The organism is Halobacillus sp. H74 (assembly GCF_052246715.1).
In the GTDB taxonomy this organism is placed as follows: domain Bacteria; phylum Bacillota; class Bacilli; order Bacillales; family Halobacillaceae; genus Halobacillus; species Halobacillus litoralis_A.
The window spans coordinates 360857-387093 of the sequence record NZ_JBQQCI010000002.1 but is presented as its reverse complement, the minus strand read 5'-3'; the positions used below and the strand labels follow the sequence as shown (position 1 = coordinate 387093).

The following is a 26237-nucleotide window of genomic DNA, read 5'->3' as shown; positions in this document are numbered from 1 at the left end:
CGACCTTCGTGCATATACTACACAGAACCTAATGTACGAGGAGGTCAATTGTTAATGAGTGATTTTCAGAAGAATATTTTTGATCATTTGAAAAAGAAGGCGAACATCGATGCGGAAGATGTATTTAAAGTAGCGAACTCTATGCAAAATGCAGATTTCAGTGATGAGAAGACAGTACGTCGCCTTGTACGGCAGTTAGCGAAAGTCGCTAACAAAAATGTTTCCAAACAAAAAGAAGATAAAATCGTCGATGCGATCACAAAGCAAAACATGCCTCTTGATATGAATACGCTAGGCAAATTTTTAAAATAATTGCGAGTGAGTGGGCGCCTGAGGAGGCGGTCCTTCAATTGTATGCATAAGATAACACGCAGCAATCATTACACATGAGCTGGTTAGGAATTATTTAGTCACCCGGGGCAAGGGATTGTCCCGGCTCTTTTTTTATGTCCGGGTCTGTTAACATGTGGTATAATACCAAAAGCAAAATGTGCCTGAAGGAGGAAGAGCTATGTCTGAATCTATGCTGAAAATGTACATATCATTTGCTGGAATCATTTCATTATTTCTTGCAGTTGGTTTGATTTATTTAAGCAGACATAAAATGAAAGGGGTCAGCGCGGCGATTGTTGCTACATTTGCTTACCTTTTCATGATTTTTGGAGGAATCATCATTTTTTACATCGTCTTCAGTGGACCGACGGCTTAATGAAGGGGGACTCAACATGAAACGGTTACTTTTATTCTCTATGCCATTATTGGCCATCCTTTTATCGGGATGTTTATATCCGCAAAGTGAGTTGCAAAAGAATAAAGTGCCTAATCAAGCGCAATTGGAAATGGTCCAAAACGCTGTAGATAATTATCAAAATCAAAAAAACGGATTATTACCGATAAAGACAAAACCACAAGATACACCTATCTTTCAAAAATATCCGGTTGAGTTCGGAAAACTGAAAGAATTGAATTTGATCGGAGAACTCCCTGGCACATCATTTGAAAATGGGGGGCACTATCAATATGTCATCATTAACGTGGAAACAGATCCAACAGTTAAAGTTCTGGATTTAAGAGCCACTGAAGAGGTACGTTCATTACAAGTGAAGGTGAAGTTCTATACAGAAAATAATAAGTATCCACCATTGGGTGAGTTTATTGCGCCTGGTGTCTACAAACTGGATTATGAGGAACTGGGAATGGATGCACCCCCGATGGTGGACAGCCCATATTCTGACCAGCGTCTTCCTTTCTTCCTTGATGAACAAGGGAAAGTATACATCGATTTTCGAAAAGACTTATATACCTATTTAAGGAATCAGGAACATTCTTACGGTACAGGTGAGGATATTCGCTATTTATTAACGGATCATACCCCGTTTGTTCCAGCCTATTCAAAACCCTATACCGTTCAGGATGGTGAACCGATTTTCATGAGTGAAGTCCCGGCTTCCTGAATATATACCGCTCCCTGCATAGGGGAGCGGTTTTTTTCATAGAATAGAGAATCAAATACGGCCGGGGCCAGCCTTCAAAATCATTAAGTGACTGGTTTTGCTTCTCTGGTTCCAGCTACATATGTATTTTTCTACATACAGCTGCCTGGACATCTTGAGAAATTATATTAATCTATGACTTTTTATTGGCTATTGTGTACTCATTTTCCTTGATAATTAATTTCTTGCATAAATCACTAGGACAATGTCATAGAATTAGATTGTCTAGGCTTGTATGATGGTGAAATTTTATTTGGGAGGGGATCCTTTGGAAAAGGTTGATATCTTCAGTGATATTTCCAAACGGACAAATGGAGATATTTATTTAGGAGTCGTAGGAGCTGTTCGTACAGGAAAATCTACATTTATAAAGAAATTCATGGAACTCGTCGTCTTACCGAACATGGAGGAAGAATCTGATCGTGAACGAGCATTAGACGAACTGCCTCAAAGTGCAGCAGGAAAGACAATCATGACAACAGAACCCAAGTTTGTCCCTAACCAAGCCGCTAATATCAATATAGATGACCACCTCGATATTCGTGTACGTATGGTGGACTGTGTAGGATATGCGGTTAAAGGTGCGGTGGGTTACGAAGATGAGCATGGTCCTCGTATGATCCATACGCCCTGGTATGAAGAGGCAATCCCTTTTCATGAAGCAGCAGAGATCGGGACGCAAAAAGTTATCCAGGAGCATTCTACAATCGGAATTGTCGTCACGACTGATGGTACCATCGGCGAGATTGCCCGGGAGGATTATGTAGAAGCAGAAGAAAAAGTCGTTGAAGAATTGAGAGAAGTCGGTAAACCATTCATAATGATTGTGAACTCTGCTCAACCGCACCATCCGAATACAGAAAAGCTGAGACAAAAACTTTCAGAAAAATACGACATCCCTTGTCTCGCTCTTTCAGTAGAGAGCATGCGGGAACAAGATGTACAAAGCGTTCTTAGAGAAGCATTATTTGAATTTCCAGTATTAGAAGTCAATGTCAACCTTCCGAGCTGGGTGATGGTGCTCGATTCCAGACATTGGTTGAGAAACAACTTACAGCTCGCGATTGAGGAGACAGTGAAAGATATCAAGCGGCTACGGGATGTTGATAGCGTTGTCGATAATTTCGATCAGTATGAGTACATCACAGGCGCTCACATATCCGGAATGGATCTAGGTGAAGGAGTAGCGGAGATTGATTTACAAGCTCCCGAGCACTTATATGATCATGTTCTAAAAGAAATAGTCGGCGAAGAGATTCGAGGCAAAGACCACTTGCTGGAAATCATGCAGGATTTCTCTCATGCAAAACGTGAGTATGATATCGTGGCTGACGCACTGCAAATGGTTAAACAAACAGGATATGGAATTGCAGCTCCAAGTTTAGAGGATATGACTTTAGACGAACCGGAAATCATCCGGCAAGGGTCACGTTTCGGGGTCAGGCTTAAAGCGGTGGCACCTTCCATTCATATGGTGAAAGTGGATGTGCAATCAGAGTTTTCACCAATCATCGGTACCGAAAAACAGAGCGAAGAACTGGTCCGATACTTGATGCAGGACTTTGAAGAAGATCCATTATCCATCTGGAATTCAGATATATTCGGTCGGTCTTTGAGCTCTATAGTCCGCGAAGGGATCCAGGCAAAATTAGCTTTAATGCCTGAAAACGCAAGATATAAATTAAAAGAAACGCTGGAACGTATCATTAATGAAGGGTCTGGCGGCATGATCGCTATCATCTTATAACGGCTCCGAGGGGGCCGTTTTAATTTTTCCCCAGTGAACACTGCTAAAGTCTTGAAAAGAAAAGAGACCCTCTGATTCCTTTGCCTTAATTTCATGCGCTTAAAGCTTCGTGGATGGCTGGTTTTGCAAGAGGGCTCTTATACTTTATTAATGTCACTATAAAAATCAAATGTTTTCATAGAGGCACTGGTTAAATAAACCTTGAATAAAAGCTCTGACTTTGTGTATGTTTCTATCCAGCCAATCATCGTACTGCATTTTAATAGTATGATTTTAAACATTTGTAATGGGAACTAAATCTGCCGGGGATGACTCTGTCGAGAGGTGAAAACGTTATACATAACGGCATGAAAAGCTTTAAATCAATTTTTTTATCGGAAATTTTATTCTTTTTAAAGGAGTTTCTCATCTTGATGTCGTATTAACAGAAGTGAAGGTATAAAAAAGGTCAAAAACCTTGTCATGACGCGGTTGTTGAAGTGTTGCTCATCCAAGTGGTTTATGTTAGTCTACTTATGAAATGAAGTGGAATTCAGTAAAGAAATCGCTTTGTTACGCGATTTTAAAAGGATTGTCTATTGAATTTCGTAGAAAACTCGTTTATTATAAGGCTTGTCATCAAATGATGACTGCTAAATAAACATTTGAAGTGGATATGACACCACTTGAATGAGTTAAACCTTCGTGAGAGGAGGTGAATGTCATGAATAAAACAGATCTAATCAACGCGGTATCTGAAAAAGCTGATCTTTCTAAGAAAGATGCTACGCAAGCTGTAGATTCTGTATTCGAATCTATCATGGATTCACTTAAAGACGGTGATAAAGTCCAACTTATCGGATTCGGTAACTTTGAAGTTCGTGAGCGTGCGGCACGTAAAGGCCGTAATCCACAAACTGGAGAAGAGATCGAAATCTCTGCCAGCAAAGTACCAGCTTTCAAACCTGGTAAAGCCCTTAAAGATGCAGTTAAATAATTAGCTACATAGGGCTTGGAAAAAGGGTGCACTGTGCACCCTTTTTCTTTTTTGTATTTTTAAAAAGTGTCTCTTATGGCTATAATGGTCTTAACAATTAAGAGATGCTTCGTGATATAAAGAAACCAAGGTTGATATTTTGACAAAGAACACCTGGTAAGAGATAGTAATGATAAAAGAAGGAGGCTTCAAATATGTCTGCAGAAACCAATGATTTTTTTGTGATTAAAGCCCTGGAAGATGGCGTGAATGTTATCGGATTGACCCGCGGGACGGATACAAGATTTCACCATTCGGAGAAGCTTGATCGCGGAGAAGTGATGATTGCTCAATTTACAGAACATACATCTGCTGTGAAAGTTAGGGGGAAGGCCGTCATTCAGACCAGTCACGGGGAAATGACGAATGAAACAGAGTGAAGTAGCTTTTGAGACCGTATACATAACAAGCGCAGATTGGTGAATTATGCTATAATAGGAGTGATTTAATAGTGTTCAGGAAGGGACCAGGTGATCAAGTTGAAATCTTCAGATAACGATATCAAACAGCTGAAACAAAAAATTGCATCTAAAGTTCGCCATCCTTATTTGGTTCGTTTCATCCCTGAACCGACGATTGATGAAGACAAGCTGGTCATTCTATCATCCATCATGGATCACACTAATCTTTCAGATGTCAAAAAAGAACAGTATATCGTCACCACGATGCTTGTTCAAATTGCGCTAGATACTCACGACCTGGTCACACTGACAGAAGAAGATGATGACAAGGATACGGTCAGGAATCGCCAATTGACTGTTCTGGCCGGTGATTATTTCAGCGGATTATATTACTATTTATTATCCCAGCTTGATGATATCCCGATGATTCATACACTTGCGGGAGCCATCAAGGAAATCAATGAATTGAAAATGGAACTCTATTATAAAGATGTGGAATCTTTCCAGGAATTTTTAGAAGGATTGAAGAAAATCGAGTCACTGCTTATTCAGAGAGTTGCTTCTTACGTCCAAAAGACCACGATTAATGATATGGCAGGAGAATGGTTGTTAGCGAAAAAATTACTGGAAGAGAAAAGGACATACCAAGAAGGTAATTTTTCCCCGTTATTCGACGTTCTGACAAGAAGGCCCGGAATCCTGGGAAATAATGGACAGGTACTGGTGAACATTGAGCAAACGTTGCAAAACCATATCAACCGCCTGGAGACGACAGTTTCTCAATTGCCTATCCATTTCAACTGGCTGAAATCATACGTCCATTCAGCGATTCATCATCAATTCAATCAGAGACAGATTGCGGAAGAAGGGTGAACATGGGACCACAAACGAAAGAAGAGCGGGTACACCACGTATTTGAAAATATTTATAACCGTTATGACAAAATGAATTCCATCATCTCATTCCAACAGCACAGACTGTGGCGTAAGGATGTCATGAAGCGAATGAATGTCGCTGAAGGCGACCAAACGCTTGACGTTTGCTGTGGGACAGGAGACTGGACGATGGCTCTCGCAAAAGAAGTGGGTTCGAACGGGAGAGTCATCGGTTTGGACTTTAGTGAAAATATGCTTTCGGTGGGGATTAAGAAGAAACTTGCAGGCAGCGTCCGCCAAGTTGAATTTCAACATGGCAACGCAATGGATCTTCCTTTTGAAGATGATCAATTCGACTTTGTAACCATTGGTTTCGGATTGCGAAATGTTCCGGATTACAAACAGGTATTACGGGAAATGTATCGCGTCGTTAAACCAGGTGGAAAGGTCGTATGCTTGGAAACCTCTCAACCGACCAACCCATTATTCAAGAAAATGTATTACTTATATTTCGCCAACATCATGCCATTGTTCGGAAAGCTTTTTGCAAAAAGTTACCAGGAGTATAGCTGGCTTCATGAATCAGCGAAAGACTTCCCAGGTAAAAGAGAGTTGAAGAAGATGTTTGAAGACGTCGGATTCAGTTACGTGAAAGTCAAATCCTATACAGGCGGCGTTGCAGCCATGCATATGGGTGAAAAGCTTTAATTAAGGATGAAGTGCGATGAAATTAGCCATGATTTATTCATTTTTGAAAAATGATTTAGCCGTTATTGAAAATGCTGTCAACGAAACGATTCAGTCTGACAACACGGTTTTACGACAAGCGTCAAGTCAGTTACTCCAAGCCGGTGGGAAAAGAATCCGTCCTGTCTTTGTGCTGTTGGCTGGAAAGTTCGGAGACTATGACATTGAGCGAATGAAAGCAGTCGCTGTTTCACTGGAGCTAATACATACGGCTTCCCTCGTCCATGATGATGTCATCGATGAAGCTCAACTGAGACGTGGAGAACCGACGATAAAGGCGCGCTGGGATAACCGTATTGCTATGTACACAGGAGATTACATATTTGCTCGATCATTAGAAAATTTGTCAGCACTCGAGAACCCCAGGGCCCACCAGATACTTGCGAAAACGATGGTAGAGCTTTGTCTCGGGGAAATTGAACAAATAAAAGATAAATATAATATTGAGCAGGACTTGAGAACTTACCTACGGCGAATCAAACGTAAAACGGCTTTGTTGATCGCCGCAAGTTGCCGTTTGGGAGCTATTGCAGCAAACGTAGATGATGAACAAGAAACCGCCCTATATCAATATGGATACTACGTAGGGATGAGTTACCAAATCATTGATGATGTGCTTGATTTTATAGCTTCTGAAAAACAGCTGGGCAAACCTGCAGGTGGTGACTTGTTACAAGGTAATATTACGCTTCCTGTACTTATATCTATGGAAGATCCCTATTTCAAAAAGCGTCTGGAAACAGCCTTTCAGAAGAGAGAGGAATGGACTACGGAAGATCTTCGTCCATTGATTGACACGATTCAAACTAATGGATCGATTGAGCGGTCACTGGAAATCAGCGACCGTTATTTGAAAAAAGCCTATCAATCACTCGAAAGACTTCCTGCAAACCGTGCCAAACAGACATTGAAGGGGATTGCAAAGTATATTGGAAAAAGAAGGGCATAAACCTATTGCCTTTCTCTCCATTGTTTGATAGACTTTTTTATGGCACTTATTAAAAGCGCTTTCACACTATACATAAGATGAGGTGTTTGTCATGGAAAAGACTTTTTTAATGGTTAAACCTGATGGTGTACAACGTAGTTTGATTGGTGATATTACAGCAAGGTTCGAACAAAAAGGTTTCAAATTGGCAGGGGCTAAGCTGATGGCGATTCCTGAATCATTAGCCGAAGAACATTATGGTGAGCATAAAGAAAAACCTTTTTTCGGTGAACTTGTGAACTTTATCACTTCCGGACCGGTTTTTGCCATGGTATGGGAGGGCGAAGGAGTCATCGCTACCGCACGCCAAATGATGGGAGCGACAAAACCGTCAGAAGCGGCACCTGGAACCATCCGTGGAGACTATGGTGTCACAGTCGGTAAAAATGTCATCCATGGCTCAGATTCCCCTGAGAGTGCTGAACGGGAAATTGGTTTATTCTTTAACAAAGAAGAACTTGTCGATTACCAAAAAGACAGCTTGAACTGGGTATATTAATCCAGTTACAAGTCAATAGAACTCTCTAGGATATTCAATTTTAATTAGAATGAAAGCCACCTACAAACAGGTGGCTTTTTTTTGATAGGCATAATATTAATTTTCTAATTGAATGCATTCTTCTTGTGCTATAGTTTCCAGCGTACTGCGTCCTCTTGAGAAGTAATGTGTCCGCGTTTAACCCCAGCGCGCCTGGCCATCAGGGATCTCAATGCCCTCTGTGAGTGAGAGGAGATCACCTCACTAAATTTTTATTCTGAAGCTTATCGAGGCTGAACAAGACACCTGCCTTTTAGTTCGGAGTAAGGCATGTCAGTTTTTAAACTTCAGAAAACTTGTATATTTACAAGTTGGAAATGGTGAAGTAGTCTTAATATGGAATAGAAGTGTAAGGAGTTAAGATGATGAGCAGTGATTACCAAGAATTTATTCAGCAGATACATAATAAAACAGGAATTGATTTATCCTTATACAAAGAAGCCCAGATGAAAAGAAGACTAACCTCCCTCCGTGAGAAAAGGGGCTATAAGAACTTTCATAGTTATTTTCAAACATTGAACGGGGATCCGGCATTACTTGATGAATTTCTTGACCGGATGACAATTAATGTTTCCGAATTTTATCGTAACCGTAAACGATTTGAAGTCCTTGAAAACAAAGTCATTCCTTATCTGCTTCAAAAGAAAAAAAGCTTGAAGATATGGAGTGCCGCTTGTTCGACAGGAGAAGAACCTTATACATTAGCCATGATACTCAGTAAATACATTCCTCTTAGGCAAGTGGAGATTATAGCTACGGATCTCGATCAAAATGCTCTTGAGCGAGCAAAAGCAGGGAGATATCATGAACGCTCTCTCAAAGAAGTTTCTAATGAAGTGAAGAGCGAGTACTTCATCAAAGAAGGTCCTCTGTATGAAGTGAAAAAAGAAATTAAAAATTGCGTCACTTTTAAAAAGCACAACCTGTTAGCGGATCGTTATGAAAAGAGCTGTGACTTGATTGTCTGCCGTAATGTGCTTATTTATTTCACGGAAGAAGCGAAAGAGAGCATTTATAGAAAGTTCAGCTCATCTTTGGAAGAAGGAGCGATTTTTTTTGTTGGCAGCACAGAACAAATCTTTTCGCCTCAAAAGTATGGATTTGATGTATATGATACATTCTTTTATATAAAGCAACATTAAGTACTGTAGTTGTATTTTTCATAAAAGGGCCATGAAGTATTGGCTGTTATCTGAGACTCTTGAGGGAGGAGATGGTGGGAGGCCTTACTTAGAATGACCTCCTTATTTTTAATCAAATTATTTCTGACAAAATTTCAAGAAACAATTGAACTAATTGATTTTAGTAAAGAAGAATGGCTGAATAAAATGTAAAAAAAAAAAGAGTCGGAAGCGCTTTCCGGCTTTTTTTATAAAATTTCGTATATTTAAACATCACAAATGGATGTCCATATGATATAGTAGTATCTAAAATTTATAACACTCTCACGGTTTAAAGTGAGAAAATCTCAGAAACACAGGAGGTACGTTGTTCATGCGCTACTTAACCGCTGGTGAATCACATGGTAAACAGTTGACCACAATTATTGAAGGGGTTCCTTCCCATCTGCCACTTCTTAAAGATCAAATCAATGAATCCTTAATTCGTCGCCAAGGAGGATATGGTCGTGGCAAACGTATGCAAATTGAAAAAGACCTCGTCGAAGTAACGAGTGGTGTGCGTCATGGATATACATTAGGCTCTCCAATCACATTAGTCGTACATAATGATGATTTCAAACACTGGATAGATATTATGGGAGAAGACCCTCTACCTGAAGACACACAAAAAATACGCCGTACGGTTACGAAACCGAGGCCTGGTCATGCTGACTTGAATGGAGGTATGAAATACGGCCATAGAGATATGAGGAACGTTCTCGAACGCTCTTCTGCCAGAGAGACAGCTGCACGCGTCGGGGCTGGGGCAGTCGCTAAAGTCCTTCTTAAAGAATTAGGAATCGAAGTGACTGGATATGTAAGAGAAATAGCCGGTATCGTCAGTGAGGTCGACGAAGACTTATCCCTCAAGGAACGACGGGAAATATCGGAAGCTTCCCCTGTTCGTACTTTTGATGAAGCAGCTGCAGAAAAAATGATGCATGCCATAGATGCAGCGAAAAAAGAAGGAGACACAATTGGCGGGGTAACGGAGGTTTACGTTGAAGGAATGCCTCCAGGTATTGGCTCGTATGTCCAATATGACCGTAAGCTGGACGCGAAAATTGCCGGAAGTGTTATGAGCATCAATGCCTATAAAGGTGTAGAGTTTGGCATCGGCTTTGAAGCAGCCAGGAGAAATGGCAGTCAGGTCCACGATGAAATTTTGTGGGATGAAACGAAAGGATACCAGCGTCGCACTAATCGTTTAGGAGGGTTTGAAGGTGGAATGACGACAGGAATGCCGATTGTAGTCAAAGGCGTGATGAAACCGATCCCTACCCTGTACAAGCCATTACAAAGCGTGGATATTGAAACGAAGGAACCTTTCAATGCAAGTATAGAGCGTTCTGATTCCTGTGCAGTACCGGCAGCATCTGTTGTAATGGAACATATCGTTGCTTTTGAGCTGGCAAAAGCAATTACCGAGGAGTTTCCATCTGATTACTTCCCTCGTCTGAAACGAGCAGTGGATGATTACAGGCAGGAAGTCAGGGAATTTTAATGACTACAATCACCATTCATTCCAGTACACACGATTATGAAGTAGAGATAGGATCAGGCTTGAGAAATCAATTAGCAGAAAGATTACTGAAAAACTATCAAACTGTTTTGGTGATTACGGATACTACAGTAGCGGGCCACTATTTGAATGACATTACAAATCACTTATCTTCTGTTGAAAACCTCCACACAGCAGTGGTTCCGAGTGGAGAATCATCGAAAAGCATGGAACACTACCGGTCTCTTCTTGACCGATGCATAGACGCTCAACTTGACCGTCACTCCTTAATCATTGCCCTTGGTGGTGGGATGATTGGTGACCTGGCTGGATTCGTGGCTTCAACGTATCTAAGAGGCATCGATTATATTCAAATGCCGACAAGCATCCTGGCTCACGATAGCAGTGTAGGCGGGAAAGTCGCCATTAACCATCCAAAAGGGAAAAACTTGATTGGAAGCTTCTATAATCCTAAACAGGTCATTTATGATGTGGAGACGCTCAAAAGCTTACCTGAACGCGAAATCCGTTCAGGTTACGGAGAAGTCATCAAACATGCGTTTTTAAGTGATGAATCCTGGTTGAAAAGCCTTTTGAAACAATCCTTGAAGGACCTGACGAGCCAACAGCTGAAACAAGATTTGACGAAAGGCGTCCGTGTTAAAGCTTCTATCGTCGAAGAGGACGAGAGGGAAGCAGGAATCAGGAAGCACCTCAATCTCGGACACACACTCGCCCATGCAATTGAGGCAGAGTTGGGATACGGGGAAATTACGCACGGGGAAGCAGTAGCTATCGGACTTTTATTCACCTTACAGTTAAGTGAAAATAAAAATAACGCTCATTTGCCAATAAAAGATTATGTAAATTGGTTAGAAAAAAACCAATACCCGACTTCAATTATGACAAAATTGGATCCTGAGCAATTACTCAAGCGGATGAAATGGGATAAAAAGACAGTACACCAAAATATCAATTTTGTTCTTTTGGAAAAAACCGGTTCCCCATATGTGATACAAATGGGTGATGAAGAGCTGGTTCATGAATTAAAAAGAATGATTTCTGCGAGGTGAGTGAAAATGATCAGAGGAGTACGTGGAGCGACCACAGTTGAAAATAATGAAGCGGATGAAATCGTTGAGAAATCCGTAGAACTGCTTAAAGATGTCATTCAGTCCAATCAGATTCAGGCCGAGAGTGTCGTTTCTGTCTTTTTCACTGTCACCCAGGACATCAATGATACATTTCCAGCAAAATCGTTACGCAAGTTGGAAGGATGGACTTATGTGCCTGTCATGTGCATGAGGGAAATTCCCGTCCCCGGGAGTCTGCCTAATTGTATTCGTGTTATGGTAACGGTAGAAACGGATAAGCAGCAAAAGGAAATCAAACATATTTATCATTATGACGCAAAACAGTTAAGACCGGATTTAAAGAGTTGAGAGGAGTTTTTCCATGAAGGCTAAAGACATTCTGAAAAATATGAAACCATATAAACCAGGAAAGGGAATTGAAGAAGTGAAAAAAGAGTACGGCTTGGACCGTATTGTAAAACTCGCCTCCAATGAAAACCCATTCGGATTTTCTCCTGCTGTAAAAAAAGAATTGCCTGAACTGATCGCCAACTTGGAAATTTATCCTGATGGGTATGGAGCGGAGATCCGCAAAAAAGTGGCTTCCTTCATCAATGTAGATGAAAGTGAGTTGATTTTTGGAAATGGTTCAGACGAAGTCGTACAGATCATATGCCGGACGTTTTTAGAACCTGGCTCTAATACGGTAATGGCTACTCCGACTTTCCCTCAATATCGACACAATGCTTTAATCGAAGGGGCAGAGGTAAGAGAAGTACCTCTGCAGGAAGGTCACCATAATCTAAAGGAGATGCTTGCGCACATCGACGAACAGACAAGGGTACTTTGGATATGTACGCCAAATAACCCGACTGGCGTACATATCGATGGAACAACATTACAATCTGTATTAGAGCGCTGTCCTGCTCATGTCCTGATCGTGATTGACGAAGCCTACTACGAATATTTAGAAGCTGAAGATGCATTCGATTCGCTTGCTGCCCTGAAAAAATACCCGAACCTGCTGGTTTTGCGTACCTTCTCCAAGGCGTACGGGTTAGCTGGACTACGTATCGGGTATGGTGTTGCTCACCCTGAGGTCATCCAAATCCTCGAGCCATCCCGCGAACCTTTCAATACATCCACCGTTGCACAAGCTGCAGCATTGCTGGCGCTTGATGATCAAGAATTCATTGAGGAAACAGTTAAAGAAAACCACAAGAACAAAATATCTTTGATGGAGTTCTGTGATGAACTTGGACTTTCTTATTATGATACACAGGCTAACTTTCTTTTGATCCAATTGCCTATAAGTGGTGACGATATGTTCGAACACTTATTGACCAAAGGATTCATTGTGCGATCCGGTGAAGCTTTAGGGTTACCGAATACAATTCGATTGACCATAGGAAAGAAAGACGATATGGAACAAATACAGGAGGCCATGAAGCAAAAGTTAGCTTCTGGTGAGAAGTAATGAAACAAACCGTATTGATCGTAGGATTAGGACTAATCGGTGGGTCACTCGCGATGAATGTCACGAAAAAAGAAGATGTCTTCATTATTGGAATCGATGGAGATGAGGCCACGGTGAATATGGCGTTGAAACAAGGTGTCATCGACCAAGCTTCTTCTGATTTCAGTAAAGCCATACTCGAAGCAGATTTATGTATTTTGGCCACACCCATCTCTGTGACTATCGAATATTTACAAATGCTTGAGTCTATTGAATTAAAAAAACCGTTGTTAGTGACAGATGTATCATCCGTTAAAAATCAAGTTTTGGAAGCAGCCAATCGTTTAGAACACCCTTTCTTCTCATTTGTAGGGGGACATCCGATGGCAGGGTCGCATAAACAAGGTTATACCGCTGCAAAGCCACACCTCTTTGAAAATGCCATCTATGTTTTGACACCTTCTGTCCATGCGACCACGAGTGAAGCGGAGAGGCTCAAAGACTTATTTTCTCAAACGGACGCACGTTTCTTAACATTCACGACAAAGGAGCATGATGAAATGACAGCTGTCATTTCTCATTTCCCCCATTTGATAGCATCATCTCTCGTACACCAAGCTAGAATCTGGCAGGAAACTCATCCTTATATCGAACAGCTTGCAGCCGGGGGATTCAAAGATATCACACGGATCGCTTCCAGCAACCCGAAATTATGGCAGGATATATTTTTTCAGAATCGTCATTTGCTCATATCCATGCTTGATGATTGGATCGGCGAAATGGAGCGTGTTCGTTCTTACTTATGTGATGAAGCGAAAGAGCAAACCTTTCAATATCTATTTGACGCCAAGCAGTACAGGGATGGCTTGCCTGTAAAAGAAAAAGGAGCGATTCCTGCTTTTTACGACATATATGTTGATATCCATGACCAGCCTGGTGCCATTCATGATGTGATCGGTATCTTGGCGAAAGAGGAAATCAGTATTAAAAATATTCAAATCCTTGAAATCAGAGAAGGGATCACAGGGGTTTTACGGATCAGCTTCGCAACGCATAGGGAACAAACGGCTAGCAAACAAGTACTTGCTCACCATAATTATGAAGTTATGATCCAACAATGAAGGAGGAATCCCATGTCTACGATTGAACTGAAATCTACAGATAAGAAGTTGAGAGGCGAGCTGCGTGTCCCAGGTGATAAATCGATTTCCCACAGAGCAGTCATTTTTTCTTCGTTAGCTGAGGGTACCTCTCACATCCAAAACTTTTTAACTGGTGAGGATTGCCTCCGTACCGTAGAAGCTTTTCGAATGATGGGCGTCAAGATTGAACAGGACGGGGGAGAACTCATAGTGCATGGCGAAGGGATCACCAGGTTGAATGAGCCTTCAAGTCCAATAAACTTTGGCAATTCAGGGACCACTGCCCGTTTGATGAGCGGTGTGTTAGCTGGATTACCATTATTTACGACTGCATTTGGTGATACTTCTTTATCAAGAAGACCGATGGACCGGGTTGTGGCCCCCCTGCAAGAAATGGGTGCGGATATTACCGGGAGAGAGGGAGGTTCGCTGCTTCCCCTAGCATTTAATGGAAAGAAACTTTCAGGCTATAGGCATGAATTGAAAGTGAAAAGTGCTCAAGTAAAATCAGCCCTGTTATTAGCTGGTATGCTTGCAAAAGGAAAAACTGAAGTCATTGAAATAGGAGAAACACGTAATCATACGGAGATGTTATTGCCTGAGTTCGGGGTAGACCTCGATATTGATGGCCGAGCGATTACCATCGAGGGTGGCCAACAACCGAAAGCTTCGGACATACGTGTACCTGGGGATATTTCTTCAGCCGCCTTTTTTATTGTGGCAGCGTCGATCACACCAAATAGTCAACTTACGATACGTGATGTCGGTCTGAATAAAACGAGAAATGGTATTCTATATGCACTAGAGAAAATGGGAGCAGCGATCAAAACGGACGTCCATACTCATGTAGGGCGTGAGCCTGTAGGTGATATCCATATTCAAAGCAGTAATTTGAATGGAATTACTTTGGACGGGGATATCATCCCTAACGTCATTGACGAAATCCCGATTATCGCATTAGCTGCTACACAAGCTGAAGGAACTACCATCATCAAAGACGCGGAAGAGTTGAGACATAAGGAAACAGATCGCATAGAGGCAGTTGTTGATACACTGAATAGGCTCGGGGCAAACGTTGAAGCTCTCAAAGATGGAATAATCATCCACGGCAAATCTCAATTGGAGGGTGGAGTGATTAATTCCTATGGCGACCACCGAATCGGAATGATGGGAGCAATCGCCTCATTAGTCACATCCAATCATGTAACGATCCATGATAAAGATTGTATAAATATCTCATACCCTACTTTTTTTGAACATTTAAATGACGTCCTATGTTAAATTAACTTCATAGTTTATGCAAAGCTCTCATACGATATAAAAAGCCTGCTTGGAGGTTTGAGTCGTATGGGAGCTTATTGGTTTCAAGCTAATGTAGAAGAAGATATAGGGCCGGTTTTCAGAGAGTTGACAGTATGTGAGGGGAAGTTCGTCAGAGATCGCATTGGGAGTCACCGGTATAAGAATTTGGTGCTGGATAACTTTGTCGTTGCTCCGGGTCATGTAATGATAGATACTCAAGAGCCGTTAGCCGATTGTGTATTACCTGAAAAAACAGCAGAGAATTACATAAAAAGAGGGTGTACCTTGCTGCTCATACAACACCTAGTGACTAGCTTACGTCATTATCGAGAGCATTATGACCATTTTTTGCAGAAGTTCAAGCAGCTTCCTCTGGATTATATGATTTTACCTGTCGTTCCGGTAAAATGGCTTCGACCAGAGTTGATCCGGTTTTTCGCCCGGAAAGGAAGCCCCTTTTTATGTATTGAAGTGCAGTCCAGAGAAGAGTTGGAAGGTGTTTGCTGGGAATGGCTGACTCAGGCGCAGGCTTACAAAAGAATCCCTTTGACATTGTTCGTCAAAGATACAGAGAATACGTCGAACAACTATTCAGAATTGTGGTCTTCACTCTGTGAACAGTATGGTATGATTAAACTAACAGACATGCAGGACGATGAAGTCGTATCAGCTCAAAACTTAAGGGATAGTGGTATTTTTCCTAATAAAGGAGGCATCCTCCCGGGTGGTCAAGCTGATTATAACTTGTATTGGATTCAAACGGACAGAACGTTTGATGAACACGAGAATTTCAGATATCATAATGCTGTTCCAGATGTAACGATCATGAATGGTCAGGTGAGACAGGTCAACCAGAATTTGACGGACTCTCAGCCCGGCACTCATATAAAAGTGAAGATTCACAAGCATTTTGCTTAAGATGGAAAGGATGTCATCATGGAGGAAATACAAAAGGCCATCCGTCAAATGGAAGCCCATAAGACGGAAGACGCAATCAAAACTTTAACAGAATATCTACCCGATGCGGATGAAGAAGAGCGCTTTACCATTGCAGAGCTTTATATACAATGGGGGATGTTGGAAGAAGCGAAAATGGTTCTTCATGAACTCATCCAACGCTATCCGAAAGAACAGGAACTGAAAGTGATGATGGCAGAAATCCACATTGACTTGGATGAAGATGACGAGGCGATTGAATTGTTGAATCAGTTCGGTCCGGAAGATGAAGATTATTTGCAGGCACTCGTACAGCTTGCCGATCTTTACCAAGCACAAGGACTTTATGAAGTGGCTGAACAAAAATTGTTGACAGCTAAACGTGTGGAACCGAACTCTTCCATCATCGATTTCGCTTTAGGTGAATTGGCATTTTCAAACGGGGAGTACTCGAAGAGCGTTCCATATTATGAGAATGCGATGCATCACGAACCGGTGATTGGTGATATTGAAGTGGCTACACGGCTGGCGGAAGCTTATGCAGCAAATGGAGAATTCGAACAAGCCTTGGACATTTTCCAAAAAGTCGAAGAAGATAATCCTGATGTAATGTTCCGATATGGGTTTGTTGCATTTCAAGCTAACCGTAATGATATCGCGATTCATGTTTGGGAAGAACTGATTGAAAAGGATCCTTATTTCCAATCTGTCTATCAACACTTAGCTCAAGCCTATGATTCAGAGGGAATGCCCCAGCAGGCTTTGGATATGGCTAAGCAAGGGTTAGCAAAAGATGAGTTCAACAAGGAACTTTATCACCTTGCCGGAACTCTCTCTCATCGACAAGGTAACAAAGAAGAAGGTTATCAAATGATGAGGGAAGCTGTTGCGCTTGACCCTGGTTATAAGGAAGCTGTCCTGTTTTTGATTGAAAACTTCAAACAAGATGAAAATCATGATAGTATCATCGAACTGATCAACGAACTTTTCGCTCTAGGAGAAGAAGATCCGAATTACTTGTGGGAATTGGCTCAAGCTTATGAAGAAGAAGAGCGTTTCAAAGATGCATACGAACAATATAAACAAGCATACCCAGCATTGAAAGAAGACACTGAATTCCTGAAATCTTATGCCTATTTCTTAGTTGAAGAAGGAAGAATGAAAGAAGGCCAGCAAGTATTCGAAGAATATTTGGCCATTGATCCGACAGATACAGAAATCGAAGACTTCGTCGAGCGGCTTAAAGAACAATGAGATGATCAATAAAGCGCAGGAGGGGCGCATATGCAAACACCAATTTCTGTGGATGAGAAAAAAGACTTTGTCCGCTGGTTTTTGAATCATTTTCAATTGAAAAAAAGGGAAAGTGTCTGGATTCTGAATTATTTGATGAATCATGAGTCGCTTTTATCAAGCGTTCATTTCGTTCAAGAAGTAAAGTTCTGCCCGCGGGGGATGGAAATCAGCGCCCAAGGAGTTTCTGATCCTCCATTTCGGTTTTATAAAGGCCAAGTGATGACAAATGACGCTGAAAAATCGTTTCATGATTTAAGAATGAATCAAGGCGAGCCGGTTTATATTCAAATGAACTTCGAAAACGCCCAACAGTGTTCTAAATATGCTCTAGTTCTTGAAGAGAACCCTTACCTTCCAAAAGATTATTATCTGAATGACCGGGATAAAAATGAAGCGGAACGGTTGTTATCTGTAAGTTTATTACAGCACAGTCAAAAGCGAATTGAAGATTCCATCGATGAAGCACTCGTAAACGGAAAACGAGAGGAATTCAAAGAATTATGTACCAAACTTGAAAAAGTGAAACAGGATTTGAATACGTTTTTATAAAAAATCAGGGCCACCTTAATTGGTGGTCCTGATTTTTTGTGCTTTTTTATAATAAGATGCTGTGATTTTAGAAACGTTTCCTCTCCCCCTTTTTGTTGTAAAGCACGAATTCGATCAATTGCTGGTAAATAAGACGCTTGCGCTCATGTTCTTGGCAGGAAAAAATGAAATCTTCAGTAATTCACCATTAATTGGGTATGTTTGCGCTTTAATTTTTGTCGGAATGTAGTAGAATAGAGAAGAAGTTACATAGTAAAGGAATGAATGAATGATGCGCTGGACAAAAGCAGATACTACACAATATCTACCAGAAAAACAATATATTGATACGGTTTTGATCCCTTTGGTCCCTTTCGACCCTTCAGCAGACGAAGAGATGGTCAAGCACGCTTTCCAAAGGGAATTGAATCAGGTATTTTCAAACCTTATAGAAAATGAATACCGGGGCCGTATCTTCCTGGCTCCGGACTATAATTATCTGAATGGTTCAAATGAGAGCGAAGTCGAACGATTGAACCGATGGATCAGCAAATTTCAGGAGCAGCCTTTTCACCATGTTTTCCTATTCACTTTCGATAGTAAATGGAAAAGGTATGAGTCCCACCTGAATGGTCAGCTTTTATGGGTCCCAGGGCTTCAATCAGGCAATATCCAATCAACTGAAACCCAATCGTTCGTGAAGGAACAAGCCCATCAAATCAACGAATTGATTCAATCGTATTGGTAATTATGAAAAGTTACGACAAGGTTTGATAATTTATTGACCGCGCCTTTAGATTGCGCTATCATGGTAATGTCCTAGTAAACTGTGTGTAATCAATCCATGTCGCATGGATTACAGCATAGAGGGGGGAAAAGAATGAGCGATAAAAAACGAGTATCCCGTCGTCAATTTTTAAACTACACACTGACTGGTGTAGGCGGCTTTATGGCAGCCGGAATGCTGGCACCGATGGTTCGTTTTGCAATCGATCCTGTATTGAAAACGAAAGAAGGTGGAGATTTTATCTCCGTAGCTTCCGTTGATGAAATTACGAATGAACCACAACGTTTTGAATGGACGATCGATCAGGTCGATGCTTGGTATGAATCAGAAGTCCAAAAAACAGCGTGGGTGTACAGAAATGAGAATGGTGAAATTGTAGCATTATCTCCGATTTGTACTCACTTAGGGTGTACAGTCGACTGGGCTTCTAATGAGGAGTATCCAAAAGAGTTTTTCTGTCCATGTCATGGAGGCAGGTACACGAAAGATGGAGTCAATGTACCAGGAACTCCACCGACGGCACCATTGCCGATGTTCGAACACAAAGTCGAAGAAGGCATGCTTTACTTAGGTGAAGCGCAAGAAAGAGGGGGGGTATAATACATGCTACAAAAGATTTATGACTGGGTGGACGAGCGTGTAGATATCACCCCGCTTTGGCGTGATATTGCCGACCATGAAGTGCCGGAACACGTCAACCCAGCACACCACTTTTCAGCTTTTGTTTATTGTTTTGGAGGATTGACATTCTTTATCACAGTCATCCAAATCTTATCTGGTATGTTCTTGACCATGTATTATGTACCAGATATTGAGAACGCATGGAAATCCGTTTATTATTTGCAGCGTGAGGTCGCTTACGGCCAAATCGTTCGCGGTATGCACCACTGGGGTGCGAGTCTTGTCATCGTCATGTTGTTTCTACATACGTTGCGGGTATTTTTCCAAGGAGCTTATAAGAAACCTCGTGAGTTGAACTGGGTCATTGGGGTCCTGTTGTTCTTCGTCATGCTTGGTTTAGGCTTTACAGGGTACCTGTTGCCATGGGATAACAAAGCTTACTTCGCGACTCAAGTAGGTCTCGAAATCGCAGCTGCGACACCGTTTATCGGAGACCAAGTCCGGACACTTCTTGCAGGAGACCCGTCAATTGTAGGGGCTCAAACACTTACACGTTTCTTTGCGATTCACGTGTTCTTCTTGCCGGCTGCACTGTTCGGGTTGATGGCTTTCCACTTTGTCTTGATCCGTAAACAAGGTATTTCCGGTCCACTATAATAAAGTAATGTAAAAAGGAGGGAAAGCTGTGCATAGAGGAAAAGGGATGAAATTCGTCGGTGATTCACGTATTACCGCCGAAACAAAAGCCAATTTACCAAAAGACTATTCTGAGTATCCAGGACGTACGGAAGCATTCTGGCCGAACTTCTTATTGAAAGAATGGCTCGTTGGCGCTGTATTCCTGATTGGATTCCTGATATTGACTGCTGCTCACCCATCACCACTTGAGCAACAAGCTGATCCAAACAACGCAGGCTATATTCCGTTACCTGACTGGTACTTCTTATTCTTATACCAGTTTCTGAAATACCAATTTGCTGGTGGCGAGTTTATCGTTCTAGGTGCCATCGTCATGCCTGGTTTGGCTTTCGGTGCTCTATTGCTTGCACCATTCCTGGACCGAGGTCCGGAACGCCGCCCTCATAAACGTCCAATTGCTGTTGGTTTGATGCTACTAGGTTTTATTGCTACATTCTGGTTGACATATGAATCTGTATCTCATGCCGATTATGAAATGCGTGCGGAGAAGTATGGTGTGAATGTGGAAGCTGTCGAGTCAACAATCAATAAAGATCATCCTGGTTATGCTGTATATGAAGCAAACTGTATGAGCTGTCACGGGGATGCATTGCAAGGGCAAGGGAACTACCCGTCTTTGATTGACGCAGAAGTATCTGTCGAACAAGTTAAAGATATTGCTGTCAACGGAATCGGCGAGATGCCATCTGGAATATTCGGTGGCTCTGATGAAGAACTTCAACAATTAGCTGAGTTCGTCGCCCAGGCTGGTTCAGGTGAAGGTAGTGAAGGTGGATCTGAAGAAGGTTCATCAGGTGAAGGATCCGGAGAAGGATCTGGAGAAGGATCTGAAGAAGGTTCTTCTGGAGAAGGATCTTCTGAATCCGGTGAAGGGTCTGGATCGGAAGAATAATTAGATACTTAATTGATCTAAAAAGCCGCGCTTAGATAAGCGCGGCTTCATTTGTATAGGAGGGCAGAATGATGATGAAGAGCATTATCCCCTACATATTGACGAAGAAAAGTTTTTTATTATTATTATTTGTCGTGAACCTTTTTGGAACAATATATGGCTATATATGGTATGAATCACAATTATCTGTAACGGAACCGATCTTTCTGATCTTCGTCCCAGACAGTCCGACCGCAAGTATGTTCTTTACGATTTTTTTAGCTTTTTTTATTTTTGGTAAAAACGTGCCTTATATCGAGGCACTTGCTGTCATTACTCTCATGAAATATGGATTGTGGGCTGTGGTGATGAACGGATTGACGTTCTTAGAATACGGCTCTTTGCCATGGACAGGGTATATGCTTATCATTTCTCATGGTGCTATGGCTGTACAGGGGCTTCTATATGCACCCTATTATGCGATACGTTTAAGACACATCATCGTTGCGGCTGTATGGACGCTGCATAATGATGTGATTGATTATGTTTTCGAACAAATGCCTGTTTATCCAGCAATCGTTGAACACATGGATCAAATCGGTTATTTCACCTTTTGGTTAAGTATTTTGTGTATAGGGACAGCATATTTTCTATCTGAAAAATTTACAGGTGGGTCTAATCCTTCTTCATCTCTCATAGATTCTAAGTAAGACTTCTAATGAGAGGGGAGAAGTGAAATGGGACGGGCAATCATCATACTATGTTCTCTTATTTTCACACTCATACCATTGAGCCAAATAGAAGGGACGGAAAAAAATCTGTCTACATGGGAATCGTTCATTACACAATATAATTGGTTGGTCATGGATGAAAAGTATGAGTTAGCCGACCGGTTATTGAATAACCGACTGCCTGAAATGGAACAATATGTACAAACACTTTCCCCTAGACACCAGGACACATGGCGCCAATTGAATGAAACACCTGCCATAAATTCTGAAACTAAAAGGTCAGAACAAATAATTGCATTTATTGAAATTTTCACTTCAAGTCAACCTCATGAAATAGTAAGGGAAAAGCTGGAGGTGCTTTCTTCCTCAATCGAAAACCCTCAGAATAGTTCTTTAGAATTAAATGAGTTGTGGGAAAACATATCTCCTGCAGTATCAACTATTTATGAAGGTGAAATAGTTGATACTGTAAGGGTGTCATTTAACAAGCTGACTGTAAAAGATTCAATGAACGAGCGTAAACAATTAATTGCACATTTGAATAAAATAAAGCAGAAAGATGATGGTATAGCTGGCGATGCAGTCATTTGGACAGCTTTCATTGTCGGGGGAACGATCTTGATTACACTCCTATATGTTTCATTAAGACAATTTAAAAGTCGTTCAAAAATTAGACACATGATTAAAAGTGATAATAGTTGATTTTATCAGTCATTTTGACTAAAATTAACCTAAGCAAACACATCCAAGACGGAGGAATGTACGATGAGTTTTATTCTTTATTTCGCCTTGATTATTATTATTCCAATCTGGGCTCAATCAAAAGTAAAAAAGACTTATAAAAAGTATTCAAAAGTTCCCACTTCCTCATCCATGTCCGGCGCTGAAGTGGCTAGAAAAATTTTAGATGATAATGGTTTATATAATGTAGCTGTCGAAGAAGTAAGAGGTCATTTGACTGATCACTATGACCCACGTTCCAAGGTGATTCGTTTATCCTCCGAAATTTACCACGGGCGTTCTACAGCTGGTGCTGCTGTGGCGGCCCACGAGGTAGGGCATGCGATTCAGGATGCCCAGGATTATGCATTCCTAAGATTCCGTAGTGCTCTTGTACCGGTGGCTAGTTTTGGCTCTAATATCTCCATCTTTTTGATTATTGGTGGAATGCTTTTGCAAATGACCGGTCTATTATTGGTAGGAATCGTCTTCTTCGCAGCAGCTGTGCTCTTCCAATTGATTACACTGCCTGTAGAGTTCGATGCATCGAACAGGGCGATGAGTCAGCTCGTTTCTACAGGTGTCATTCGAAATGATGAAGAACGGAAAACGAAAAAAGTACTCAACGCTGCAGCTATGACATATGTAGCGGGAGCACTAGTAGCATTGGCAGAATTATTACGGTTCATCTTTATGTTTATGGGCATGGGTGAAGAATAAATTTAATATCAGTAAAAGCCCCGATTCAGTGCGAATCGGGGCTTTTTCAATGTTAGGAAATATAATGTATGACCCACAGTGGATTTTAAGTAATGGATGAGCCAGTGACCAGAGATCCAACTTCTCTTAAGCTGGTCGAGGCTGAACAAGGCTCATGCGCTTTTGATTCGTCCAGCTCCAGCGCCTAGCCTCTCGAGGTCTTAAGTCCATTAGTCTTGTGAAGAAAGGTCGCTCCACAAGACTAATGGACTTAAGCTTGTCGAGGCTGAACAAGGCCCTTGCGCTTTTGATTTAATCCAATGGGTTTTTGTTTTCATCTAATGTAAAACCTTCACCCATAACGTCGTGTACATGGCTGACAGCAACAAAAGCGTGGGGATCAATATGATCGACGAGGCTTTTCAATCGGACGATTTCATTTTTTCCAATGACACAATAAAGGACGTCTCTTTTTTCACCAGAAAATGAACCGCGTCCTTCGAGTATTGTGACACCTCGATCCATTTCTTCCATGACACGCTTCGAAATTTCTTCGCTTTTTTCAGAGATGATTGTTGTACCTCGGGCTGCATAAGCTCCTTCTTGAATGAAATCGATGACTCTGGCACCGACGAACACGGCCACAAGGGTGTACATCCCTTTTGTGTATTCCAAATAGGTTATGATAGATATGAAGATGACAATTGCATCAAAGACGAACATAGCCCTCCCCATACTCCAACCCATGTATTTATGCACAAGCCGGGCAATGATATCAACCCCACCAGTAGTGCCCCCATAACGGAAGATGATACCGAGTCCAACGCCGATGAATACACCTGCGAATAGCGCAGCTAGTGTCAAATCGGAAGCTAAGTCAAAATGGATCATATACTGCTGGGAAATTTTAATGAAAACAGATACGGCTACAATCCCGATCAAAGAATATAAAAAAGTCTGTCGGCCAAGGATTTTCCATCCAATAATGAGGACAGGAATATTGAGCACAATATTCATAACAGCAGGATCCCAATTGAATAAGTATAATAGCAAGAGAGTAATACCAGTGAATCCACCTTCGCCTAATTCATTTTGAATATTGAAGTGGACGAGACCAAAAGAAAAAATTGCAGAACCGATAAGAATTAAAATGATGTTTTTCACCCGTAAGCCAAAGACCTTCATTTACTCACCTCCATTTATATTTCACACGATATCTATTATAGAGAATAGATGAAAAACCGGCAATGTTGTAGGAGGTTAGTTTACAGACGTATAATTTGTCAAACGACAACCTTTTGGCTAACATTTAGGGAGAATACATTAAGGAAGCGGGAGGGACGAAAGTTGAGTTATACGACAAACGATATACAGAAGAGAGTCGATGATTACATATCCCAATTTAAAGAAGGTTATTTCTCTCCTTTAAGTCTGCAGGCAAGATTGACTGAAGAAGTGGGAGAACTGGCGAGAGAAATCAACCATAGATATGGTGAAAAACCTAAGAAATCCACAGAAAAAGATAAAGCCTTAGAGGAAGAATTAGGTGATGTCATCTTCGTATTGACATGCTTTTCCAATTCATTGGATATCGATTTATCCGACGCATTTGAACAATCGATGAGTAAAATAGAAACGAGAGATAAAGATCGCTGGACAAGAAAAGAAGGAGGAAAAGATGATGAGTGAGATAAAAGTGATTGTCGCAGGCCCGCGTGGTAAAATGGGCAGTGAAGCGTTGAAAATGATTGAAAAACAGCCTGCATTGTCTTTAGCTGCTTGTATTGACCGCAAGCATGAGGGCAGGAAAGTTTCTGATATAGATGGCTTACCACCATTTGATGCAGTGATTTACACGGATGCAGAAGCATGCTTGAGTCAAGTGGAAGCTGATGTTCTTATTGATTTGACCACTCCGGAGAATGGGTATAAACATACGAAACTTGCACTTGAGAATGAGGTTCGTCCAGTGGTCGGTACAACTGGTTTTACCCGAGAGCAGCTGGATGAACTGACGCAACTGTCGGAAGAGAAAAAAACCGGGGCAGTTATTGCACCCAATTTTGCCATTGGAGCGGTGTTAATGATGCAATTCGCTAAATGGGCAGCCAAGCATTTCCCGGATGTTGAGATCATCGAAAAGCATCATGATCAAAAGTTGGATGCTCCCTCTGGCACAGCCGTTAAAACAGCTGAGTTGATCAAAGAAATGCGTGAGCCACATCATCAGGGGCATACAGATGAAAAAGAAACGCTTGAAGGTGCCCGTGGAGCAGATGTAGAAGGAATGAAAATACATAGTATGCGGCTGCCTGGACTTGTGGCTCACCAGGAAGTCATTTTCGGAGGATTGGGAGAAACGCTCACTGTAAAACATGATTCCATTCACCGTGAATCATTTATGAGTGGGGTGAAGCTTGCAACTGAGAAAGTAATGGAACTGGATGTCCTTGTTTATGGTCTCGAATATTTACTTGACTAAAGGGGAGAGACGTATATGAATATCGCACTGATTGCCCATGACAAAAAAAAGAAAGATATCATTCAATTTGCAAAAAGCTATCATACTATTCTATCCAAACACCAACTATTCGCTACAGGCACAACTGGAAAGCAAATATCTGAGTCTTCAGGCTTGTCTATCACCCGCTACCAATCCGGTCCACTTGGGGGTGACCAGCAAATCGGTGCGAAAATTGCTGCTGAAGAAATGGACATGGTGATTTTTTTCCGCGATCCATTGACTGCTCAACCTCATGAGCCTGATATCAGTGCGCTTCTAAGACTGTGTGATGTGCACCAAATTCCTGTAGCGACCAACTTAGCTGGAGCAGATATCATGATCAAAGCTTTGGATCATGAAGATTTTGAATGGCGGACGATCATTGAAGAGAACAGAAAGCAGGAGTGA

31 protein-coding genes are annotated in these 26237 nt (G+C 41.5%); 30 read left to right on the top strand and 1 reads right to left on the bottom strand.

Features of this window, described 5'->3' with window-relative positions; all coding sequences use genetic code 11:
* Positions 1 to 54: 54 nt before the first annotated feature.
* From ACTWPX_RS05185 to ACTWPX_RS05055, 27 genes are all read left to right on the top strand, one after another.
* A complete protein-coding gene (locus tag ACTWPX_RS05185; protein WP_128522535.1) occupies positions 55 to 312 on the top strand; it encodes a stage VI sporulation protein F in 258 nt (85 codons plus the stop codon).
* A 199-nt stretch (positions 313 to 511) separates the two neighbouring features.
* A complete protein-coding gene (locus ACTWPX_RS05180; protein ID WP_443118778.1) occupies positions 512 to 709 on the top strand; it encodes a DUF2768 domain-containing protein in 198 nt (65 codons plus the stop codon).
* Between the two features lie 16 nt (positions 710 to 725).
* The gene (locus ACTWPX_RS05175; RefSeq protein WP_443118777.1) at positions 726 to 1454 is read left to right on the top strand and encodes a hypothetical protein; all 729 of its coding nucleotides are present in this window, start codon (positions 726 to 728) and stop codon (positions 1452 to 1454) included.
* 307 nt (positions 1455 to 1761) lie between these two features.
* Positions 1762 to 3240 carry a stage IV sporulation protein A gene (gene spoIVA, locus ACTWPX_RS05170; protein ID WP_128522538.1) on the top strand — a complete coding sequence of 493 codons (1479 nt, stop codon included), beginning with the start codon at positions 1762 to 1764 and terminating at the stop codon, positions 3238 to 3240.
* Between the two features lie 703 nt (positions 3241 to 3943).
* Positions 3944 to 4216, top strand: coding sequence for an HU family DNA-binding protein (locus ACTWPX_RS05165; RefSeq protein WP_008638574.1), 273 nt, complete (start codon positions 3944 to 3946; stop codon positions 4214 to 4216).
* A 194-nt stretch (positions 4217 to 4410) separates the two neighbouring features.
* Positions 4411 to 4635 carry a trp RNA-binding attenuation protein MtrB gene (gene mtrB / locus ACTWPX_RS05160; protein WP_128522539.1) on the top strand — a complete coding sequence of 75 codons (225 nt, stop codon included), beginning with the start codon at positions 4411 to 4413 and terminating at the stop codon, positions 4633 to 4635.
* 90 nt (positions 4636 to 4725) lie between these two features.
* Positions 4726 to 5529, top strand: a complete 804-nt coding sequence (locus ACTWPX_RS05155; RefSeq protein WP_443118776.1) for a heptaprenyl diphosphate synthase component 1 — start codon at positions 4726 to 4728, stop codon at positions 5527 to 5529.
* Between the two features lie 2 nt (positions 5530 to 5531).
* Positions 5532 to 6239 carry a demethylmenaquinone methyltransferase gene (locus ACTWPX_RS05150; protein WP_443118775.1) on the top strand — a complete coding sequence of 236 codons (708 nt, stop codon included), beginning with the start codon at positions 5532 to 5534 and terminating at the stop codon, positions 6237 to 6239.
* 16 nt (positions 6240 to 6255) lie between these two features.
* On the top strand, positions 6256 to 7227 hold the full coding sequence (gene hepT, locus ACTWPX_RS05145) for a heptaprenyl diphosphate synthase component II (protein WP_443118774.1): 972 nt from the start codon (positions 6256 to 6258) through the stop codon (positions 7225 to 7227).
* A gap of 91 nt (positions 7228 to 7318) precedes the next feature.
* Positions 7319 to 7765 carry a nucleoside-diphosphate kinase gene (gene ndk, locus ACTWPX_RS05140; protein ID WP_443118773.1) on the top strand — a complete coding sequence of 149 codons (447 nt, stop codon included), beginning with the start codon at positions 7319 to 7321 and terminating at the stop codon, positions 7763 to 7765.
* A 404-nt stretch (positions 7766 to 8169) separates the two neighbouring features.
* Positions 8170 to 8946, top strand: a complete 777-nt coding sequence (locus ACTWPX_RS05135) for a CheR family methyltransferase (RefSeq protein WP_443118772.1) — start codon at positions 8170 to 8172, stop codon at positions 8944 to 8946.
* Between the two features lie 352 nt (positions 8947 to 9298).
* A complete protein-coding gene (aroC, locus tag ACTWPX_RS05130) occupies positions 9299 to 10468 on the top strand; it encodes a chorismate synthase (RefSeq protein WP_443118771.1) in 1170 nt (389 codons plus the stop codon).
* Positions 10468 to 11538 carry a 3-dehydroquinate synthase gene (gene aroB / locus ACTWPX_RS05125; protein ID WP_443118770.1) on the top strand — a complete coding sequence of 357 codons (1071 nt, stop codon included), beginning with the start codon at positions 10468 to 10470 and terminating at the stop codon, positions 11536 to 11538. Before aroC ends, aroB begins: the two co-directional genes overlap by 1 nt.
* Positions 11539 to 11544: 6 nt before the next feature.
* Positions 11545 to 11907 carry a chorismate mutase gene (gene aroH / locus ACTWPX_RS05120; protein ID WP_128522547.1) on the top strand — a complete coding sequence of 121 codons (363 nt, stop codon included), beginning with the start codon at positions 11545 to 11547 and terminating at the stop codon, positions 11905 to 11907.
* Positions 11908 to 11920: 13 nt separating this feature from the next.
* Complete coding sequence (hisC, locus tag ACTWPX_RS05115; protein ID WP_443118769.1) at positions 11921 to 13015, top strand: histidinol-phosphate transaminase; 1095 nt, start codon at positions 11921 to 11923, stop codon at positions 13013 to 13015.
* Entirely contained in the window at positions 13015 to 14115 is a 1101-nt protein-coding gene (locus tag ACTWPX_RS05110; RefSeq protein WP_443118768.1) for a prephenate dehydrogenase, read from the top strand. Before hisC ends, ACTWPX_RS05110 begins: the two co-directional genes overlap by 1 nt.
* A gap of 12 nt (positions 14116 to 14127) precedes the next feature.
* Positions 14128 to 15417 carry a 3-phosphoshikimate 1-carboxyvinyltransferase gene (aroA, locus tag ACTWPX_RS05105; RefSeq protein ID WP_443118767.1) on the top strand — a complete coding sequence of 430 codons (1290 nt, stop codon included), beginning with the start codon at positions 14128 to 14130 and terminating at the stop codon, positions 15415 to 15417.
* Between the two features lie 66 nt (positions 15418 to 15483).
* Entirely contained in the window at positions 15484 to 16356 is an 873-nt protein-coding gene (locus ACTWPX_RS05100; protein WP_443118766.1) for a hypothetical protein, read from the top strand.
* An 18-nt stretch (positions 16357 to 16374) separates the two neighbouring features.
* Positions 16375 to 17628 (top strand): tetratricopeptide repeat protein, encoded by a 1254-nt coding sequence (locus ACTWPX_RS05095; RefSeq protein WP_443118765.1) that lies wholly within the window; start codon positions 16375 to 16377, stop codon positions 17626 to 17628.
* Positions 17629 to 17658: 30 nt separating this feature from the next.
* Positions 17659 to 18219 carry a ReoY family proteolytic degradation factor gene (locus ACTWPX_RS05090; protein ID WP_128522553.1) on the top strand — a complete coding sequence of 187 codons (561 nt, stop codon included), beginning with the start codon at positions 17659 to 17661 and terminating at the stop codon, positions 18217 to 18219.
* A gap of 271 nt (positions 18220 to 18490) precedes the next feature.
* A complete protein-coding gene (locus ACTWPX_RS05085) occupies positions 18491 to 18946 on the top strand; it encodes a DUF2487 family protein (RefSeq protein WP_443118764.1) in 456 nt (151 codons plus the stop codon).
* A 132-nt stretch (positions 18947 to 19078) separates the two neighbouring features.
* The gene (locus ACTWPX_RS05080; RefSeq protein ID WP_443118763.1) at positions 19079 to 19585 is read left to right on the top strand and encodes a ubiquinol-cytochrome c reductase iron-sulfur subunit; all 507 of its coding nucleotides are present in this window, start codon (positions 19079 to 19081) and stop codon (positions 19583 to 19585) included.
* Between the two features lie 3 nt (positions 19586 to 19588).
* Positions 19589 to 20263 carry a menaquinol-cytochrome c reductase cytochrome b subunit gene (gene qcrB / locus ACTWPX_RS05075; RefSeq protein ID WP_128522556.1) on the top strand — a complete coding sequence of 225 codons (675 nt, stop codon included), beginning with the start codon at positions 19589 to 19591 and terminating at the stop codon, positions 20261 to 20263.
* 28 nt (positions 20264 to 20291) lie between these two features.
* Complete coding sequence (locus tag ACTWPX_RS05070) at positions 20292 to 21197, top strand: c-type cytochrome (RefSeq protein ID WP_443118762.1); 906 nt, start codon at positions 20292 to 20294, stop codon at positions 21195 to 21197.
* Positions 21198 to 21271: 74 nt separating this feature from the next.
* On the top strand, positions 21272 to 21886 hold the full coding sequence (locus ACTWPX_RS05065; protein ID WP_443118997.1) for a DUF1405 domain-containing protein: 615 nt from the start codon (positions 21272 to 21274) through the stop codon (positions 21884 to 21886).
* A gap of 27 nt (positions 21887 to 21913) precedes the next feature.
* The gene (locus ACTWPX_RS05060) at positions 21914 to 22609 is read left to right on the top strand and encodes a hypothetical protein (protein ID WP_443118761.1); all 696 of its coding nucleotides are present in this window, start codon (positions 21914 to 21916) and stop codon (positions 22607 to 22609) included.
* A 63-nt stretch (positions 22610 to 22672) separates the two neighbouring features.
* Complete coding sequence (locus ACTWPX_RS05055) at positions 22673 to 23347, top strand: zinc metallopeptidase (RefSeq protein ID WP_443118760.1); 675 nt, start codon at positions 22673 to 22675, stop codon at positions 23345 to 23347.
* A gap of 291 nt (positions 23348 to 23638) precedes the next feature.
* On the opposite strand, the gene ACTWPX_RS05050 is transcribed toward ACTWPX_RS05055, so the two are convergent.
* On the bottom strand, positions 23639 to 24511 hold the full coding sequence (locus ACTWPX_RS05050; RefSeq protein ID WP_443118759.1) for a YitT family protein: 873 nt from the start codon (positions 24509 to 24511) through the stop codon (positions 23639 to 23641).
* Positions 24512 to 24673: 162 nt separating this feature from the next.
* Between ACTWPX_RS05050 and ACTWPX_RS05045 the strand changes: the two genes are divergently transcribed.
* Genes ACTWPX_RS05045 through mgsA form a run of 3 tightly spaced genes read left to right on the top strand, consistent with a single transcriptional unit; the run spans position 24674 to position 26237 of the window.
* Positions 24674 to 25015: a nucleotide pyrophosphohydrolase gene (locus ACTWPX_RS05045; RefSeq protein ID WP_443118758.1), complete on the top strand. Its 342-nt coding sequence runs from the start codon at positions 24674 to 24676 to the stop codon at positions 25013 to 25015.
* Complete coding sequence (gene dapB, locus ACTWPX_RS05040) at positions 25008 to 25808, top strand: 4-hydroxy-tetrahydrodipicolinate reductase (RefSeq protein WP_443118757.1); 801 nt, start codon at positions 25008 to 25010, stop codon at positions 25806 to 25808. Before ACTWPX_RS05045 ends, dapB begins: the two co-directional genes overlap by 8 nt.
* A 15-nt stretch (positions 25809 to 25823) precedes the next feature.
* The gene (gene mgsA, locus ACTWPX_RS05035; RefSeq protein ID WP_128522563.1) at positions 25824 to 26237 is read left to right on the top strand and encodes a methylglyoxal synthase; all 414 of its coding nucleotides are present in this window, start codon (positions 25824 to 25826) and stop codon (positions 26235 to 26237) included.

Coding starts and splice junctions, on each gene's coding strand:
- ACTWPX_RS05080 (WP_443118763.1), top strand. CDS start 19,079: ATGAGCGATAAAAAACGAGTATCCCGTCGTCAATTTTTAAACTACACA.
- ACTWPX_RS05085 (WP_443118764.1), top strand. CDS start 18,491: ATGCGCTGGACAAAAGCAGATACTACACAATATCTACCAGAAAAACAA.
- ACTWPX_RS05060 (WP_443118761.1), top strand. CDS start 21,914: ATGGGACGGGCAATCATCATACTATGTTCTCTTATTTTCACACTCATA.
- hepT (WP_443118774.1), top strand. CDS start 6,256: ATGAAATTAGCCATGATTTATTCATTTTTGAAAAATGATTTAGCCGTT.
- ACTWPX_RS05100 (WP_443118766.1), top strand. CDS start 15,484: ATGGGAGCTTATTGGTTTCAAGCTAATGTAGAAGAAGATATAGGGCCG.
- ACTWPX_RS05050 (WP_443118759.1), bottom strand. CDS start 24,511: ATGAAGGTCTTTGGCTTACGGGTGAAAAACATCATTTTAATTCTTATC.
- mtrB (WP_128522539.1), top strand. CDS start 4,411: ATGTCTGCAGAAACCAATGATTTTTTTGTGATTAAAGCCCTGGAAGAT.
- aroB (WP_443118770.1), top strand. CDS start 10,468: ATGACTACAATCACCATTCATTCCAGTACACACGATTATGAAGTAGAG.
- ACTWPX_RS05065 (WP_443118997.1), top strand. CDS start 21,272: ATGAAGAGCATTATCCCCTACATATTGACGAAGAAAAGTTTTTTATTA.
- ACTWPX_RS05110 (WP_443118768.1), top strand. CDS start 13,015: ATGAAACAAACCGTATTGATCGTAGGATTAGGACTAATCGGTGGGTCA.
- ACTWPX_RS05095 (WP_443118765.1), top strand. CDS start 16,375: ATGGAGGAAATACAAAAGGCCATCCGTCAAATGGAAGCCCATAAGACG.
- ACTWPX_RS05135 (WP_443118772.1), top strand. CDS start 8,170: ATGAGCAGTGATTACCAAGAATTTATTCAGCAGATACATAATAAAACA.
- aroH (WP_128522547.1), top strand. CDS start 11,545: ATGATCAGAGGAGTACGTGGAGCGACCACAGTTGAAAATAATGAAGCG.
- ACTWPX_RS05090 (WP_128522553.1), top strand. CDS start 17,659: ATGCAAACACCAATTTCTGTGGATGAGAAAAAAGACTTTGTCCGCTGG.
- dapB (WP_443118757.1), top strand. CDS start 25,008: ATGAGTGAGATAAAAGTGATTGTCGCAGGCCCGCGTGGTAAAATGGGC.
- ACTWPX_RS05165 (WP_008638574.1), top strand. CDS start 3,944: ATGAATAAAACAGATCTAATCAACGCGGTATCTGAAAAAGCTGATCTT.
- aroA (WP_443118767.1), top strand. CDS start 14,128: ATGTCTACGATTGAACTGAAATCTACAGATAAGAAGTTGAGAGGCGAG.
- ACTWPX_RS05175 (WP_443118777.1), top strand. CDS start 726: ATGAAACGGTTACTTTTATTCTCTATGCCATTATTGGCCATCCTTTTA.
- ACTWPX_RS05180 (WP_443118778.1), top strand. CDS start 512: ATGTCTGAATCTATGCTGAAAATGTACATATCATTTGCTGGAATCATT.
- ndk (WP_443118773.1), top strand. CDS start 7,319: ATGGAAAAGACTTTTTTAATGGTTAAACCTGATGGTGTACAACGTAGT.
- mgsA (WP_128522563.1), top strand. CDS start 25,824: ATGAATATCGCACTGATTGCCCATGACAAAAAAAAGAAAGATATCATT.
- hisC (WP_443118769.1), top strand. CDS start 11,921: ATGAAGGCTAAAGACATTCTGAAAAATATGAAACCATATAAACCAGGA.
- qcrB (WP_128522556.1), top strand. CDS start 19,589: ATGCTACAAAAGATTTATGACTGGGTGGACGAGCGTGTAGATATCACC.
- ACTWPX_RS05055 (WP_443118760.1), top strand. CDS start 22,673: ATGAGTTTTATTCTTTATTTCGCCTTGATTATTATTATTCCAATCTGG.
- ACTWPX_RS05185 (WP_128522535.1), top strand. CDS start 55: ATGAGTGATTTTCAGAAGAATATTTTTGATCATTTGAAAAAGAAGGCG.
- aroC (WP_443118771.1), top strand. CDS start 9,299: ATGCGCTACTTAACCGCTGGTGAATCACATGGTAAACAGTTGACCACA.
- ACTWPX_RS05150 (WP_443118775.1), top strand. CDS start 5,532: ATGGGACCACAAACGAAAGAAGAGCGGGTACACCACGTATTTGAAAAT.